At 59.0% G+C, this 14,060-nt stretch carries 17 protein-coding genes; 4 read left to right on the top strand and 13 right to left on the bottom strand.

The features are described from left to right. Nucleotides 1-3 precede the first annotated feature (3 nt). From ABIE00_RS25785 to ABIE00_RS25750, 8 genes are all read right to left on the bottom strand, one after another. On the bottom strand, nt 4-1,224 hold the full coding sequence (locus ABIE00_RS25785) for a neutral zinc metallopeptidase (RefSeq protein ID WP_354263803.1): 1,221 nt from the start codon (nt 1,222-1,224) through the stop codon (nt 4-6). A 43-nt stretch (nt 1,225-1,267) separates the two neighbouring features. Further along, the gene (locus ABIE00_RS25780) at nt 1,268-1,690 is read right to left on the bottom strand and encodes a hypothetical protein (RefSeq protein ID WP_354263801.1); all 423 of its coding nucleotides are present in this window, start codon (nt 1,688-1,690) and stop codon (nt 1,268-1,270) included. A 1,087-nt stretch (nt 1,691-2,777) separates the two neighbouring features. Next, complete coding sequence (locus ABIE00_RS25775) at nt 2,778-3,107, bottom strand: helix-turn-helix domain-containing protein (protein WP_354263799.1); 330 nt, start codon at nt 3,105-3,107, stop codon at nt 2,778-2,780. Then, complete coding sequence (locus ABIE00_RS25770; protein ID WP_354263798.1) at nt 3,108-3,317, bottom strand: hypothetical protein; 210 nt, start codon at nt 3,315-3,317, stop codon at nt 3,108-3,110. A 308-nt stretch (nt 3,318-3,625) separates the two neighbouring features. Further along, entirely contained in the window at nt 3,626-4,189 is a 564-nt protein-coding gene (locus ABIE00_RS25765; RefSeq protein WP_354263797.1) for a hypothetical protein, read from the bottom strand. Nucleotides 4,190-4,402: 213 nt separating this feature from the next. Further along, nucleotides 4,403-4,888: a hypothetical protein gene (locus ABIE00_RS25760; protein WP_354263796.1), complete on the bottom strand. Its 486-nt coding sequence runs from the start codon at nt 4,886-4,888 to the stop codon at nt 4,403-4,405. A gap of 178 nt (nt 4,889-5,066) precedes the next feature. Next, nucleotides 5,067-5,555, bottom strand: coding sequence for a DUF6998 domain-containing protein (locus tag ABIE00_RS25755; RefSeq protein ID WP_354263795.1), 489 nt, complete (start codon nt 5,553-5,555; stop codon nt 5,067-5,069). Between the two features lie 88 nt (nt 5,556-5,643). After that, nucleotides 5,644-6,231, bottom strand: coding sequence for a recombinase family protein (locus ABIE00_RS25750; RefSeq protein WP_354263794.1), 588 nt, complete (start codon nt 6,229-6,231; stop codon nt 5,644-5,646). Nucleotides 6,232-6,507: 276 nt separating this feature from the next. Here ABIE00_RS25750 and ABIE00_RS25745 point away from each other — a divergent pair, with 276 nt between their 5' ends. Together ABIE00_RS25745 and ABIE00_RS25740 are read left to right on the top strand one after the other, a co-directional pair. Beyond that, nucleotides 6,508-7,188: a hypothetical protein gene (locus ABIE00_RS25745; protein ID WP_354263792.1), complete on the top strand. Its 681-nt coding sequence runs from the start codon at nt 6,508-6,510 to the stop codon at nt 7,186-7,188. Nucleotides 7,189-7,249: 61 nt separating this feature from the next. Next, on the top strand, nt 7,250-8,275 hold the full coding sequence (locus ABIE00_RS25740) for a putative endonuclease domain-containing protein (RefSeq protein ID WP_354263791.1): 1,026 nt from the start codon (nt 7,250-7,252) through the stop codon (nt 8,273-8,275). Between the two features lie 431 nt (nt 8,276-8,706). Here ABIE00_RS25740 and ABIE00_RS25735 read toward each other — a convergent pair whose 3' ends face one another. The 5 genes from ABIE00_RS25735 to ABIE00_RS25715 all read right to left on the bottom strand — a co-directional run bounded on the left by ABIE00_RS25735 (nt 8,707) and on the right by ABIE00_RS25715 (nt 12,932). Continuing rightward, nucleotides 8,707-9,078, bottom strand: coding sequence for a ParB family protein (locus ABIE00_RS25735; protein ID WP_354263790.1), 372 nt, complete (start codon nt 9,076-9,078; stop codon nt 8,707-8,709). Then, nucleotides 9,075-9,989, bottom strand: a complete 915-nt coding sequence (locus ABIE00_RS25730; protein WP_354263789.1) for a ParA family protein — start codon at nt 9,987-9,989, stop codon at nt 9,075-9,077. Before ABIE00_RS25730 ends, ABIE00_RS25735 begins: the two co-directional genes overlap by 4 nt. Nucleotides 9,990-10,407: 418 nt before the next feature. Further along, nucleotides 10,408-12,039, bottom strand: a complete 1,632-nt coding sequence (locus tag ABIE00_RS25725; protein WP_354263788.1) for a hypothetical protein — start codon at nt 12,037-12,039, stop codon at nt 10,408-10,410. A gap of 356 nt (nt 12,040-12,395) precedes the next feature. Beyond that, entirely contained in the window at nt 12,396-12,623 is a 228-nt protein-coding gene (locus tag ABIE00_RS25720; protein WP_354263787.1) for a hypothetical protein, read from the bottom strand. A gap of 87 nt (nt 12,624-12,710) precedes the next feature. Then, complete coding sequence (locus ABIE00_RS25715) at nt 12,711-12,932, bottom strand: hypothetical protein (RefSeq protein WP_354263786.1); 222 nt, start codon at nt 12,930-12,932, stop codon at nt 12,711-12,713. Nucleotides 12,933-13,158: 226 nt separating this feature from the next. Between ABIE00_RS25715 and ABIE00_RS25710 the strand changes: the two genes are divergently transcribed. Both ABIE00_RS25710 and ABIE00_RS25705 read left to right on the top strand, forming a co-directional pair. Further along, entirely contained in the window at nt 13,159-13,611 is a 453-nt protein-coding gene (locus ABIE00_RS25710) for a hypothetical protein (RefSeq protein WP_354263785.1), read from the top strand. Beyond that, a complete protein-coding gene (locus tag ABIE00_RS25705; RefSeq protein ID WP_354263784.1) occupies nt 13,612-14,058 on the top strand; it encodes a hypothetical protein in 447 nt (148 codons plus the stop codon). Nucleotides 14,059-14,060 lie beyond the last annotated feature (2 nt).

The following is a 14,060-nucleotide window of genomic DNA, read 5'->3' as shown; positions in this document are numbered from 1 at the left end:
ACGCTAGGAGCCCTCGAACGCGGCAGAAAAGTCTTTTTCCGGGTCCGGTCCAGGGACGGTCGCCCGAACTTGTTGGCCAACTTGGCCCTTTGGGACAGCGGCCCCGATATAAATGCTTTTCGTATCTCCTGGACCAATCGTTCCCAAATCACTAGGGCCAAGAACGGCGTCCGGGTCGGGGACAAGTTGCCCTACCACTCCGGTCTCACCGAATTTGATTACAAGTTTGGACATGTGTGACGCATTCAATGGAGTCGTTCCGCCGTTGTACACCGTGATTTGAAAGATTGCTGCTCGGCCGGTGGTCTCAGGGTTCGGCGTAAGCTGCCTATATCCTGCCGCAGCTACTGACACGGAAACTCCACTCTCGTAACGCATGGAACTGCCAAACTGGGCCGGCTTGAGGTTCGGGAAGCACTCCAGAACGCCATGGAGCCTACCTGCATCAAATGCGCCAATCCGCTCGAACGGGTCTCCGTGATCAGCACTTTTGGTCCAAGATGTTTCGTCGGCCAGAGTGCTCAGTGCGCTGGCGAGTTCCTTCTGGTCTCCGGTTTCAAGAACGAGATCACCATCAGCAGCTGCGCCGAACAACACGGCGCCTGCCAAACAGTCGGCCTGAAGTTCCTTCGCGACGTTAGTAACTGAGTTACCTAGACGGGCTTGTATTGCATGGCCCCACTCGTGTGCGATGACGAGGTACGGCCAGGAGTCACCTTGCTGGTACCCACTGTTCATCAGGGTTATATCCCAGGCAACCGAATCGTCAGGCTTGCAGTATGAAGCATTTTCCGCCGGCAACTTCGCAGTGCCGCAATAAGGGGCGTTGGGTGAAGTGCCGTCGTACGTCCCGAGAACGTTGGGCGGCGAATACCGACCCGGAAAATATTCGACCCAATGACGTGCCCAAAATTTGTCCGTGATCCTTTGCGCGGTTTGTATGTCAGCCAGGAGGTTAGGGCCGGGGAGCGGAACCGATGGCGACGAAATTGATGAGGTTTCGGTGACGGTAGGCGTCGGAACCGGTGCGCTAGCCAGCGGCGAAGCAGAAGGTGTGCTTGAAGTAGGCGAGGCCGAGCCGGTTCTGGCAGATGCTGCCGGGTTAATGCCTTTCCAAGCAGGCTGCACAATGACGACCACGGCAAGACCTATAGCAACAACAGAGAACGTCAAAAGGATGGTCGTCCATACAATGCGAGCATTGCTAACTGGCGGTTGATTCATGACTGAACAGTAGCGGAAGCCAGCACGGGCAGCTGGTCCCAACCTATTGGTCGCCTGCGTCCTTATCCTGGTCATCCGCAGCTGCTGAATCAGCCGCCCTCGGCCTCCGCCGCTGCGCTGATCCGCCATCGTGTCCTATTAGCGGCCCCTCGACGTCCTTGACGACTTCACCAATTGGGCGGACAACCTTCTTTTTGTAGAGATTGTTTCTGCGGTCGACGACCTGCGTAACTTCACGAAACTCACCACTGTCCTCATGTAGATCCGCACCAAGATGGACCTCTACGTAGGGGCGCTTCTCGCCTTCCGACTTACCCTTGTACCTTATGCTTTCGTGTATCCCGAGCGTTTCGTTGATCACTACACGCATCGTGAAGCCCTGCATACTGCCACATTCCGGGCAGACGTAGCCATCGCATAATTCAACGGTCTCGACATGTTTGCATGCGTTGCATTGAATCTCCATCAGGGACCCTCCTCGGGCAATCCCCCGGCGCCACCTTGTACGTAATTTCAATGTCCTGGTTCGACGGCGCTCTCACAGCGGCGCTGACTCTAAGTGTCCCACTTCCTTGGAACCGGGACAGGCAAGACATTCCGGCCTCTGGCTTGGTCAGGTCAGGCCGGGCCCGGTCTCGGACCCAGTTTAAAGGTGACATCTCGCATAGCGAGAGCCCTACCGCCTACGGCAATGGCTTCTTGGCGTTCGCCGTCAGTCGTTGCTTCACTCCACATATGAATGAAATCGGAAATGCTGCTCACGCATAGAAGCGCCTCCACGCGGTAATGACTCAGGGCGTCCTCTGCCAATTCCTGCAGCGGCTCACGGAGCTCCTCATAGACATAGAACAAGCGCATCGTCCCATCAATTAGAACCCTCCAAATTGCGCGTGAGTTGACCGAGTTAAGCATCCACGACCTAATATCGCGTTCGATAAGCTGTCGCCGCCTCTGAAGTTCCCCGTCAGGGATAGCACTTCGTAAAGGATCGAGAACGTATTCGTTGACTTCATCGATATGGGCCCTTAAATCTGTCATTGCTGCTATCTCCCGTTCCTTTCGAGCCTCATCTCGCTGAACGTGGAGTGCTTCTTGGTGCAATCTGCGCTGAACGGCAACCTGTTCCCGGTGTAAGCGTTCCTGGGCTTGTAACTGCACTTGATGTAGCCGTTCCTGAGCCCTTAGCTGCGTGCGAAGCACAACTCCGGCGACCAGACCTCCGAATCCGGCGCTCATTAGGGATCCCCAAAAACTAAGCCAGACATCAGCACTTATCCCCGCAAAAGGGCCCCATCGCCCCGTGATGCCCACGAAGACACCGACGCCCAGAACCGCTGAACCAACAACAGCTAGGAATCGCCTGAGTCTTGACCGCGGCGCTTGCGGCCGTTCGGTGGAATAAGGGCTTTGTCGAGTCGCGGCGTCGTCCATTTGCCGATTTTAGGGGTATTGCTATACGAGGGGCCTGCTCCCAGGTTGTTTGGTTTCGGAGGACATATTCAGTGGCAGCACGCCAGTGCTCGCCATGGCCATTGGCATACATGTGCCACCCTTCACACCTGCTCGGCATCTTCGCTCTGGGGCTGGTCCTCAATCACTTCCGGCGCCTGGCCCCTCCTGAGGGTGTTCCGATTTTCCCAGACCCACGTCTTCTCGACTTGGTAAGCAGGAATCACTCCGGTTTGGAGCCAGCGGTACACGGTGTTCCGGGAGAGCCCAAAGATTTCTTCGAGGTGCTGAGGCGTCAGACGCTCGGGGTACTTCCGGTACGGAGCTCGAATGGATATTGGGTACCCGCGAGTGTCGACGATGAAGCAGGACCTTGCCCGACAGCTGGATTCGCAGGCGGCAGTCCCCCGACTGACTTGCCACCGTAGGCCCAACTATTCCGCCGTTTCAAGCACGGCTAGCACCTGACGGGCGGCGTCCAGATGCTCCAGCACCACGCCGACAGCCTTTCGGGCTGTGCCGTGCGTCTGTTCCGCTTCCCTTGCTAGGGTCAACCGGTCGTCTGCCAACAGCTCATTGAGTTGGTCCTGGACGTCCAGAAGCAGGCGGTAAAGCTGGTCAGCGGTAGCTCTCTCAATGTTCACGTTCCTAACCTCTCACCTTTAGCATCCATGGCCCGTAAGGCATGGTCCCTGGGACCCAAAGGTTCGATGGCTTGAGTTGCATTACCTGTTTCGAGAGAGGGATTCCCTCTGGCTGGCAGCCAGTCCAGACATGCGCGAACGCCTCCTAGCGCTCCGCGAGACCGACGACTATGGGTACTTGCCGCTCCAGGAGATAGCAGCTCTTCAAGCATCCAAGGACATGGATCACAAGGCGTAGCCTTCCTGGCACCGCTACCCTTCAGGCGCGGTCCGGCACATGCTGAATTGCTGCGCCCGGACCGTTTTTCCTAAGAGCGGAGGGACGCCGGCCGGACGACGTCCATCCACTCCAAGAACTCGGCAACGGTGCCGATACGAGCGATGCGTTCATGGATGGCCTTCTGGTCATGCCCGGGCACAAAATCACCGCGAGTGGTCAACTCACCACAACCGCAGCGGCAGGGCTGGCCGGAGCCGCCATCGAACTCCGGATCATGGAAGTAGCGCACGGGGTTACGAGCGATGCTGACAGGCGTCTCTTTGCCAACGTACTTGTCATAGACCGGATGGCCCTGCCCGAGAATCTTTCCGTGGATCGTGTAACGGTCGTCCCGCTTTTCCTCCGGTGTCTTCTCGAACTCCTTTGTTAGCTCGAAATCCTCAATCTCGACAGCCTGGATAACTGTCCGGCCAAAGGAAAACAGAGCATAGTGCTCTGTCGCCCTGCCTCGGGCGCCGATGGCCCACTCGCCATGGTTGGCCTCATACATTTCGTCCTGAGTCATGCCCCTTTCATAGCCGACGAAAGGCCGGCCGAGGCCATCCTGCTCAGGATCGACGGACTTCTTAGCGGTAACGGTAATGTGCAGCATCGCTGGCTCCTAATCTCCAAAAGCATAGTTAGTGTTCCCGGGAAGCTAAAGTATGATGAAGCCTCCTATACATGTCAATCCCGGTACGTATAACTATGTTTGCCGTTGACTCGCCGTACGTACGGCGGTTTTGCATCGCGCATCGCTTGGAGTGGATGCAGACACTGCTTGCACCAGTAATGCCTGCACCTGGGGGGCGGTAGCCCGAGCCCCTTATCCCGCCGAACCTCCCGGCTGCGCTTCCCTGCGCAGGAGTTGTGCGACCTCTGGGGTCATGCAATACCGCTCACCGTCCCAGTCCCAGATGTAGTGCCAGGAATTGCCCCTTGGGGTTGTGTAGACAGGAAGGCCAGCGCGGCGGATTGCTTTCCCTACGCCACCAAGAAGGCCGGCCACCCCTGCTTTACCCTTCGGATGCCTAATTCCGTCGGCGATCTCGTCCGGCAGGAAGTGTTTAGTCTCGCCGTCGATCGCACGCGCCATGTATCGGAGAACCGACTGCCCTGGCCCGGATATCTCCTTCCACAGTGTCGCGGCGATTGTTTGCGCCTGGTCGGTGACCACCCAACTAGGAACAATCCCCGACGGTAGCTGCGTGGGCGCGTCCGGATCGGGGACATCGGCGAGAAATTCTCCGAAGCGAATGTAAAAGTCCTCAACGCGGTGCTCGGGGACGTGGACAGTAATAGGAATAATCATTTGGAGGTCCTCCAAGGGCGGTTACAACTGGGCTTGATGATTCGAGCCTGTCATTTGGCGTCGAGAACGTCAAGGGGGGTTGTAACCCACCTTGTTCAACGTCGAAGTTTGCTCTCAAATAGAGAGAGGGCGTCCGAGAAGCGGCCGTACCTGGCCGCCATCCTCTTGGAACGGCGCATTACGTAGATTCGACAGCACGCATTGCATCGTAAGCAGCCTGAAATGTGGCGGTGACGTCACGCCCATTACCCTCCGCTCGACCAGTAGGGAGCCGTGGACCTTGCGCATGCGGACTGACGAGAGGGCGAAGCTCTTCAACGTCGTACTCGCGCGCCCACTCAAGATCGTTCGAGTGGCGGTCGAATCGGATACAGACCGCGACATCAAAGTCGAGATTGTGAAACTGGAAGATCCGTTGCACGCCTTTCGGCAACGTGCGGGTCTTCACCTGAATGAGTCGTCCGCGCCCGTCGACAAGGTCATATGCCTTCGTTCCAGGCGCAGGCAGGGCACCGCCATAGACCGCAAGTGCCAACACCTCCCCGATCTCGCCTTGAATAGCGCCTGACGTGCGCACGACGCCGCGCCTACCAAGTTCTCTCTGGATGCGAGCATTCAGCGAGAAAAGCTCCGAAAGCGCCAAGGCCTCGACGTTGAGATCATCCACGATCTCACGCTACTAGTTACAGTCGTCGTTGGCGTGGTCCGTCGACCAACGCCGCCAAGTCCGGTACGTCCTTCCGCTATCCGTTGAGCTACCGGCGCTCCAGACCGGAGCTGGCTCCTTCAGAGGTAAGGGCCCGAGTCAGTGACGAAACGCTGACGCTAAGCCGCTCAGCCGTTTCCTTCAACGTTTTACCTTCGTTGCGCAACTGCCGGGCCGTTTCCAACTTCCCAGGCGTCATCGACCGCGGGCGTCCGCCGAGCCGGCCTCGCGCTTTAGCTGCAGCCAGCCCAGCCTTAGTTCTTTCGGACAGCCGTGATCGTTCGTATTCTGCGAGGGAAGCGAACATGTCAAAGATGAGCTTGCCGTGGGCGCTAGTTGTGTCCAGCCAAGGTTCAGCCAGGGAGCGGAAGCCTATTCCCCGCCGACCCAGCACTGTGACGATGTCGGCAAGGTCGGAGGTACTACGGCCTAGCCTGGTTAGGTCCGCGACCAACAGCACGTTGCCCGGCTGCAGATAATCCAAGCAGTCCTTCCACCGCTCCCTTGCCTGGGTAGCACCAGAGGCATACTCCTGGAAGACCCGGACTGCTCCGACTGCTACCAGCGCGTCCACCTGCGAATCGAGCGATTGACCACGAGTACTGACCCTCGCATAGCCAACTAAGTTTCTGGACACGTCAAAAACCCTTCCACTGCCCTTTTGACCGGTTTTCTTTTCGGCAACCAGTTTTGACCAAGGATATGAGTGCTTTTTCGGCGTTTCCGGGAGGCGTGCCGGAGCAGGTCATAAACGGTCGTTTTTGAATGTTGCAGCTAAAGAACCACACCATCGGGCAGTTCTGCGAGGGGATAGTCCGGGGAATGGATGGACATGCGCGTGAATACACTTGGTTCCGGTGGTCAGCAATAGAGAACGTGACCGCGATCCGTCTGACCAGCAGAAGATGGCAACATGGCACCGAAGATAGGCCCCGAGACGATGCTGGCCGAATGGCTCTTCGTGGAGACAGTCGCCGATGTCCGACGGCGGAGCGAGGATCCGGGGGCGCGGAGCCGCTACGAGCTGCTCGGGATCGCGCCGCTTCTGCGCAAGCTCCTCATCGATGCCAGCCCTCTCCTTAATGCTGTTCGGGCCGTTCGCCCGGAGGTGCCTACGGAGTTTCGCATCAAGCAGTGGACCGCTCCTCTCGTCGGCCGCGACGACGCGGACCTGCCATATCTCCTTCGGCTCGGCGGGCCAGAGCTGGTCGGCGGGCCTGAGGACCCCGTGCTGCCCAAGCTGAAGCACTTCATCGGGGCAAGGGTGGGGCAGGTCCAGGGACGGCCACTGACCGTCCTCGAGGTGGTCAAGTACTACGCCAACGTGGAAGGCGGCGTCCACTTCGGCGTGCCCAAGGATGAGCCCGACTACGTCCTGGGCAAAGCGGCCCCCTTGCTCCTCGGGCATTCGACCGGTCAGATCGAGATCCTCGCCCACCTCGGAACGATCGTGGTGGACGCGCTGGCGCCGCTGCGCGACTCGATCCTCGCCTCGCCCTTGGTCGACACGCGTATGCACCGGCGCAACGACCGGGGATTCTACGCCGGTCACTGGACCGCGGACCACTACAAGGACGTCAGCGAAAGGCGATAGCCGATACTGGCTTCGGCTTTATCGGTGTCAGACTGTCGACGGTGGCAAGGACAATGGTGGGATGAGCGGATTCAACTTCTTCGCAGAGAGTGTCACCGACGCCCCGAGGGTGCCGGTGAAGGCGTCGTCGCGCTCGTTCCGAAATGCGATCGAAGAAGCGTTCATCCACACCTACACTCGGCAGGACCTTCAGGTTGTGCTCTCCGAAGAGCTCAAGTTGTCGTGGCCGAAGACGGATCACCAGCCAACCGACAGCCAGTACACCAAGCGCGACATCATCAAGGGGTACACAGAAGGCTGGGATCTCCCCCGGCTCGTAGCCCTGGCGCGCCGTATGGTCACCGAGCTCGAGGTAACCGACATGCTCCTCGCCGACCTAACTGCTCTGCTCGCAGACTACGACCGCGGCGGAGGCGTCGGCACACCCGCCAAGAATTTGATCTTCGCAGCGAACGGGCCCAAGCCCGAGCTTGTGCTGCGTGATGCCCTCAACAACGACATCGAGATCACCCGCAACGGGGAGTACTGCCTCATCTATGACCGGCCGATCCCTGCTGATGGTCTGACATACAGCAATCTGATTCAGTGGTGGCGAGAGCGACAGGGATTCGCCGACGATGTATCACCGCGGGATGTCGGCCTGGACCTGCACAACCGCCTCCGGGCTTCCCTTGACGACAACCCGGTCGAACTCCGCGTCTTTGACGCTTATGCAGCTCGCTACAAGGATTATGGATTCGCCATCCCAGCGCTGATCCCCCAGGTCTACCTGCACTTCGACCCCGCCTCCCAGTTGTCCCGCCGATCTGCCGGCCAGAACGGCAGCCCGTTGGCGCGGCAGCGGATGGACTTCCTCATCCTGTTCTCAAGCAGGCATCGAGTGGTCCTCGAAGTTGACGGGAAACAGCACTACGCGAACGGCGATACCGCGAGCCCAGCCCTCTATAGCGATATGGTCGCTGAGGACCGACGGCTCAGGCTCGCCGGCTACGAGGTCTACCGCTTTGGCGGGGCTGAACTGATGAAGCGCGACGCAGACAGGATGGTGGCCGAGTTTTTCGACCAGCTCGCCGAGCGCATGCGCTGAGGGGCGAATTTGAGGTACTAAAATCGGTCGTTTTTGAATGCTTGGGAGATTTTCAACTCGACTTGAAATATAGTTGACAACATGATAAAATAGTAGTAATAGGGCAGGGGAGAGAGACCCCGTCCGGTTCATGACCGGACTGTTCGCTAACCGGAAGGACGAGGGTTCGAGCCCCTCCGGAGCCACTTCATGGCTCTGTAGCTCAGGTGGTAGAGCGTCCGCTTGATTTAGGGCAAAGGGTAGAGTCCCCGCCCGGTTCGCGGCCGGATTGCTCACAAAACAGCGCCGTCGGGGGTTCAATTCCCCTCGTCTCCACGTTCACGGGGACGTAGCTCAGTGGTAGAGCGGCTGTCTCCTGTAGCACGGCATCGTGTGTAACAAAGAAGAGCACGGAACCAAAGGTTCCGTGCTCTTCTTTTTGTGGACCTGCATCAGCTGTCCTTCAGCCGCCGGCCGCCGGGCAGCTTCTCCCCCCAGGATGGGTACATCTCGCCTTGGTTATGCTCGGCTTCGCGGCGGCGGGTTTCTGCTTCGATGGCCTTAGCAACGAAGTGTGCCCAGGTGTTGTCGCCCTCGGCGTAGCTGGTCGCCTTGTAGGCGGCTTTGGCACGATTGCGCAGGGCGGTCGGGATGCTTACCGTCATGTTCTCAGTTGGGGAACCCTTTGGTTCCTCCTTCTTCGCCGGTGCCTCCTGGCGGCGACCCGAGAGCATGCGCGCTAGTGGCGCATCGGTCGTCGCGGCCGCCGTGGGACGCGGTGGCAACCCTAGTGCGGGCCGGCTGGTGTTGTCTGCGGTGCTCATGCGCTGACCCCCTGGGATTCTGTAGCGGCTACTCGCCGCGTTACTTCCATGGCGACCGCATGAAGGTCCTCAGCAACGCTGGATGCAGACCTTGGCCCTGAATTCGTGGCCTTAGCTTCTCCACGGCGAATCTCCCACCACTTGGGTGCTTTGCTAAGTTCCCGTTCGAGTTCGTGCGCAAGCAGCCCTCGCTCCCTACAGGCCTGGGCGGTCGCTTCTGCATGACGGATGGTCATGGGGAACAGCACTTCATCCGTACCGAAGTCGGCAATGAGGTGATCGCGGGTGACCTTGTGGACCTGCTTTGAATTGGTTCCAGTTCCAACCAGTACGACACCCAAGAGATCCAGTGTTGGGTTGAGTCCGACAACGCTGTCCATACGTGCTGCCACCGCAGCGACACCTTTGCGGCTGGACAGGTCCGTCTTCAGCGGCACCAGGGCGTACCGGGCCGCCGCGGCGGCCGCGGCCTGGAGTGGCTCGTTGCCCGGCGGGCAATCAAGAAGAACGAGGTCGTACTCCCCCGCGATGGTGGCCAGCATCTTCGCAAGCGCTAGATGAGCTGCGTCGCGGTCCTTTTGGGCCTTGGCACCAAGGAATGCTGCTGCATCGTCAAGTTCGGGCCCTCCCGCGATGACGTCCAGGTTAGGTCGAACATTCGGCAGTAAGGCAGGCTCGGCTCCGAAGCAGAGGGCAGCTGCAAGACTCCTGCCACCGTCCCCCTGGTCGGAATAACCCAGGTCCTCGGCGAGGTTGCCCTGCGGGTCCAGATCCACGAGGAGTACCCGGGAGCCGGCCTCTGCAAGGAGTCCACCGACGTTGGCTACAAGGCTGGTCTTGAAGACCCCGCCTTTGCCGTTGATTACCGCGATTACCCTGCTGAGCGTGCCACGGTCCAGGTCGTGTTTCATCGAGCCCTTCCTTTCACAAGTGTTTCAAGCGTAAACAGCAAAGCTTTTTTCACTTGTGAAGCTGGCTAGCGTGTCTTTACTTTTTTCACTTGTGAAGCTGGCTACCCTGCTTTGACTTGTTTCACTTGTGAAAAAAGTCAAACCAGTAAAAAAAGATCAACTTGTTTCCCTGTATACGCAATTTTCGCAAGTGTAATTTGCCTGCCCCTGGTGATCCATCTGTTGCCTCAGAACCCGCCCCGGAGAGTGGTTCCGCTGCCTCTAAGACCCCGGCTCCGCACGCTCGATGCGTGGTCTCCCTGCTGAAAGAAACCCGGCCGCGAGGCGGCGGGGACGGCCGCCGAAGTCTCGGACCGTAGGGAACAGTCTTTCACCGCGTGCTGCTGGTCAGCGGCCTGCGAGGAGGCGCTCTCTTGCTTTACGCGGCAAACCAGATATGAGATTCGCCAGGGGGCAACCAGTACTCGTCCCGCTCTGGATCGTACAGGTCATGTTCCTCGATCCGATTAGTGAGGAATCGGTCGAGATATGCGTGCCACGCAGCGCGTTCGAACCGGTAACGGCTGATCTGGCTCTGGTAGTCCTCCAGTACGCCCAAGCGCGCTGCCAAATCGGTGAGGTTAGCTGCTGCACACTTCCACTGGCCGTGGTCGCGGCGGATCATGCCAAGGGCTTCCATATCGGCAAGAGCGGTCGATACAGCGTTGCGGCTGATGCTTGTAGCGCGGACGATTTCCGCGGTGGTCGGGGAGTGCCTGGCTCGTTCAATAGCCTCGTATACGAGAGCTGCAACGTCTCCCAGATGGCGGAAGACAGGTCGTACAGCGTGGATCCGCCCTTTGCGCCAGGTCACCTCCCTCGCTAGTTTCTGGTAGTGCTCGGGGAGCTGGATAAGGTAAACGTCTGCTGTCTTGTGGCGGGCGTCTGCAACTTTTGTAAGGATCCCGTCTGAAGCTTGGGCCAGTACGGGCAGCAGTCGAGCGATGGTGACGTGGTGTTTTCCCAGGGCGACAGCAAGCGTGCGGCAGCCAACGTCGAGAAGGTCCGTTTCTTTCGCCCGCATGTAGCCGAGTAGGCCGCGCATCAAAAGCCGGAGGCCTACTCCTTCTCTGCCCCTGGCGGCCAAGCGGTGATCCAGTACGGCGTACAGGACGTTTTCCAAGTCGTTCACGAGTTGGTGGATTGCAGTGGCGCTGCGGTCGGTTGCCCCCCCTGTGAGTTTTGTGGGGCTTGTGTTGTTAATAAGGGCATTGTCTTTCCCGGTTTCGCGGGACCTGCGTTTTTGGGTGCTGCCAGCGTTGGTGTAGGCCTGGGCTTTGGCCCATTCAGTGGGGAGGAGCCGCGCCTGGTTGGCTTGCGTGCCGTAGAGCGCCGCGAGGCCGGGGAACTGGCCGTTGAGCTCGTTTTCCACGTCTTGAAGGGACCACCCGCAGCCAGCGAAGTGGTCCAGTACGCCCATGCGTGCCTCAGAGGGGCTGGCGTACTTGGCAGTGTCGTAGAGCCCGGTGCGTGCAATCCGCCGCAGGGGGGACTCGCTGCGGCCCACAAGGGGCAGCTGTGCAGCAGTAGTCCGTGCTGCCGTTGCTGCTTTGGCTTGGCGTTCCTGGATGGCCTTGTTGCGGGCCAATTCGGGGGCCAAGGCGGCTCCCAGTGCTGCTACGGCGTGTGGTGAGTTGCGTACGCGGAGTGTGGCGTAGGCGTTGGCCAGGGGAGTGATGAGGGTTTGGTAGCCGCCGGCCTTGTGCCTTGACCCGGGGACTCGGATGCATCCGTCGGTGATGTTCTGGTGGGGACTCGGGTCCAAGCTTGCGGCGAGAAGGCCGAGGGCTTCGACGAGCTCGCGGGCTTTGGCGGCGGTGAGGCGTTGTTGGAGGGGAATGTAGATGTGCCTTCCGCCGCTGGGGGAGAAATCCTCCACGAATCCGACGTTGGCTTCATCCAGAAGCTTCCTCAGCCGGGCGGCGTCTGAATCCACGACGCTCTTCAGTGCTTTGGAGGTATCGAGGTCGATGCAGAGCGTGGCTACGGAGCCGTCCGCGCCATGGATCATGACCGCTGCAGGGCGGTCGGGCAGCGACGTGGTAATCGCATGTGGGGTTGCTGGCCGGGGGTACTGGAACCTGGTCCCGATCCATCGGCCAACACGGTACGAGTTTTCGCCGGCAATCAGGGGAGCCAGGACCCAGGCATCTTGCGGCGTGACTTGACGCGCAGCGACGACACTCTCACGGGCATGCGTTGACGCGGAATTGACTTCCGGTACCATAGACAGCAGTTCCCCTTTCGGGAATGGCAAGATCCACCCACTGGGTGGGTGTTGGATAAAAGTTCAGACCGACATCCCGCCAAGAACGAGATCTGAACTAGATACTTAACGAAGGCCCGCCATGTGCGGGCCTTCAGTTATTAACTGGCCTTCGGTATAGGCAAAGTCTCCTGATTGCGCAGTTCTTCAAGGTCGATGGAATCTATGTGGGCGGCAACCAGAGGAGTCAGGTAATCGACGGCATTCGTGCCGAGAACTTCCATGATTGCCCTCAGCTTTTCTGCCCGTGCAAGATCGGGCTTTACGACGAACGTGTGCCGGGGTCCTTTGGAAGGGCGGCCTCCCTGGGCGAGCTTCTGAATTGCCATAGTGCTATCTAAGCGGTTTTGATAAACGAAACCCGGCACGCGGCGGCGGCGTGTCGCTCTTTTCGGCGGTTGTGGCATTTGCTGGTCCTAACGCTCTTCAAGGGGGGATGCGTTTTGCTGCATCCCATCAAGTTTGTTGGGCCGGCCTTCAGCGCGGTCTATCAAAGCGCCCACATACTCGCCAAAGGACATGTTGTATCTCTGCGTCGCCTTCCATGCGGCGTGGTGCTGATCCGGGAGCACAAGGCAGTTCAGCGGCGCCTTCTTACCGAGCAGCTTGGGTGGACGGTATTCCTCCAAATCACTCACCCTCACTTCGGTTCCAGAGAACCTGTAGTCCTATAGGTTCTGCCGCGATGGCGCTTGGTGCTCTTTCGCAAAAGGCCAAGCAATCGCCAGACTACATACATGCTCCGCACATGCACAACTCACTGCCTGTACCGTGCGGTAGCCATCGGGTAACATTTTTGTCAGCTGCCCGCCTGCTTTGTGTGGCGGTACACACAAGAGGCTGAGCTGCTAAGGAGCTACATAGATGGCAAACGGGGGCCGCAGCGTGTTTCTCACGCAGCAACAGAAGAAAGAGCGCTTGGCGGATCGCATGGGCATCCTGGTGGATATCTGGGAGTCCGATAACAACAGTGCGCTCACGTACCCTCATGTGGAAGAGGCACTTTCGGCGCACGGAATCCACCTGTCCCGGACGCGATGGTCCTACTTGATCAATGGCACCGGCAGCTTAGTGACCGATCAGGAACTGCTGAAGGGCATAGCAGAGTACGTTTTTGCCGTACCCGCCAGTTACCTGTGTGATCTCAACAGTGAGACTCCCCCTGAGGTGGAAGCGCGCATGGAGTTCCTTGTGCAGATGCGCAAGCTCAAGGTGAAGAACTTTGCGGCGAGAAACCTGGGGGCCACCTCGCCCGAAATGCTGCGGACGATTACCAGGATCATCGATGCGTCGATGAACGGCGAAGAGGAAGACTGAATGGGACTCCCGCCGGTCGCAGACAAGGTCCGGGAGTTATGCGGAGACGGCACGACGTCGCTGGACGAAGTTGTTGAGCGCTTGACCGTGATCTGTGAGAAGCCGATCAACTTGATCGAGTTCGATGAGTCCTGGGGCGCGTTGACGGCTTTCAAAGCCGAGTTTGAAGACCGCATTAATGTCTATTTCCCCCCGCAGAAATCGCAGCAGTACAAATTTCACTGCATCTATCACGAGCTCGGCCACATATATCTGGAAAGCTTTGGGACTTCCTTGACTCTGCCGAATCTCTCCGAGGAGATGCTGCGGGAGACCGCGGACGCAATTAGTGTGACCTGCAGGTCTGTTCCGAATCATCCTGTCGAACGGTGGGTAGAGGAGTTCGCCTTCGAGATGTCCAAGAAGACCCGTGCACGCAGCTCGTCCACGCCTGAGCCTTTCCTCTAGAC

Source organism: Arthrobacter sp. OAP107 (assembly GCF_040546765.1).
Taxonomy (GTDB): Bacteria; Actinomycetota; Actinomycetes; order Actinomycetales; family Micrococcaceae; genus Arthrobacter.
This window is presented reverse-complemented; position numbering and strand designations above follow the sequence as displayed.

Bases quoted from the DNA above. Each gene is read 5' to 3' on its own strand.
- ABIE00_RS25745 (WP_354263792.1), top strand. From the start codon at position 6,508: ATGGCACCGAAGATAGGCCCCGAGACGATGCTGGCCGAATGGCTCTTC.
- ABIE00_RS25780 (WP_354263801.1), bottom strand. From the start codon at position 1,690: ATGGAGATTCAATGCAACGCATGCAAACATGTCGAGACCGTTGAATTA.
- ABIE00_RS25705 (WP_354263784.1), top strand. From the start codon at position 13,612: ATGGGACTCCCGCCGGTCGCAGACAAGGTCCGGGAGTTATGCGGAGAC.
- ABIE00_RS25765 (WP_354263797.1), bottom strand. From the start codon at position 4,189: ATGCTGCACATTACCGTTACCGCTAAGAAGTCCGTCGATCCTGAGCAG.
- ABIE00_RS25725 (WP_354263788.1), bottom strand. From the start codon at position 12,039: ATGATCCATGGCGCGGACGGCTCCGTAGCCACGCTCTGCATCGACCTC.
- ABIE00_RS25735 (WP_354263790.1), bottom strand. From the start codon at position 9,078: ATGAGCACCGCAGACAACACCAGCCGGCCCGCACTAGGGTTGCCACCG.
- ABIE00_RS25785 (WP_354263803.1), bottom strand. From the start codon at position 1,224: ATGAATCAACCGCCAGTTAGCAATGCTCGCATTGTATGGACGACCATC.
- ABIE00_RS25740 (WP_354263791.1), top strand. From the start codon at position 7,250: ATGAGCGGATTCAACTTCTTCGCAGAGAGTGTCACCGACGCCCCGAGG.
- ABIE00_RS25720 (WP_354263787.1), bottom strand. From the start codon at position 12,623: ATGGCAATTCAGAAGCTCGCCCAGGGAGGCCGCCCTTCCAAAGGACCC.
- ABIE00_RS25710 (WP_354263785.1), top strand. From the start codon at position 13,159: ATGGCAAACGGGGGCCGCAGCGTGTTTCTCACGCAGCAACAGAAGAAA.
- ABIE00_RS25730 (WP_354263789.1), bottom strand. From the start codon at position 9,989: ATGAAACACGACCTGGACCGTGGCACGCTCAGCAGGGTAATCGCGGTA.
- ABIE00_RS25760 (WP_354263796.1), bottom strand. From the start codon at position 4,888: ATGATTATTCCTATTACTGTCCACGTCCCCGAGCACCGCGTTGAGGAC.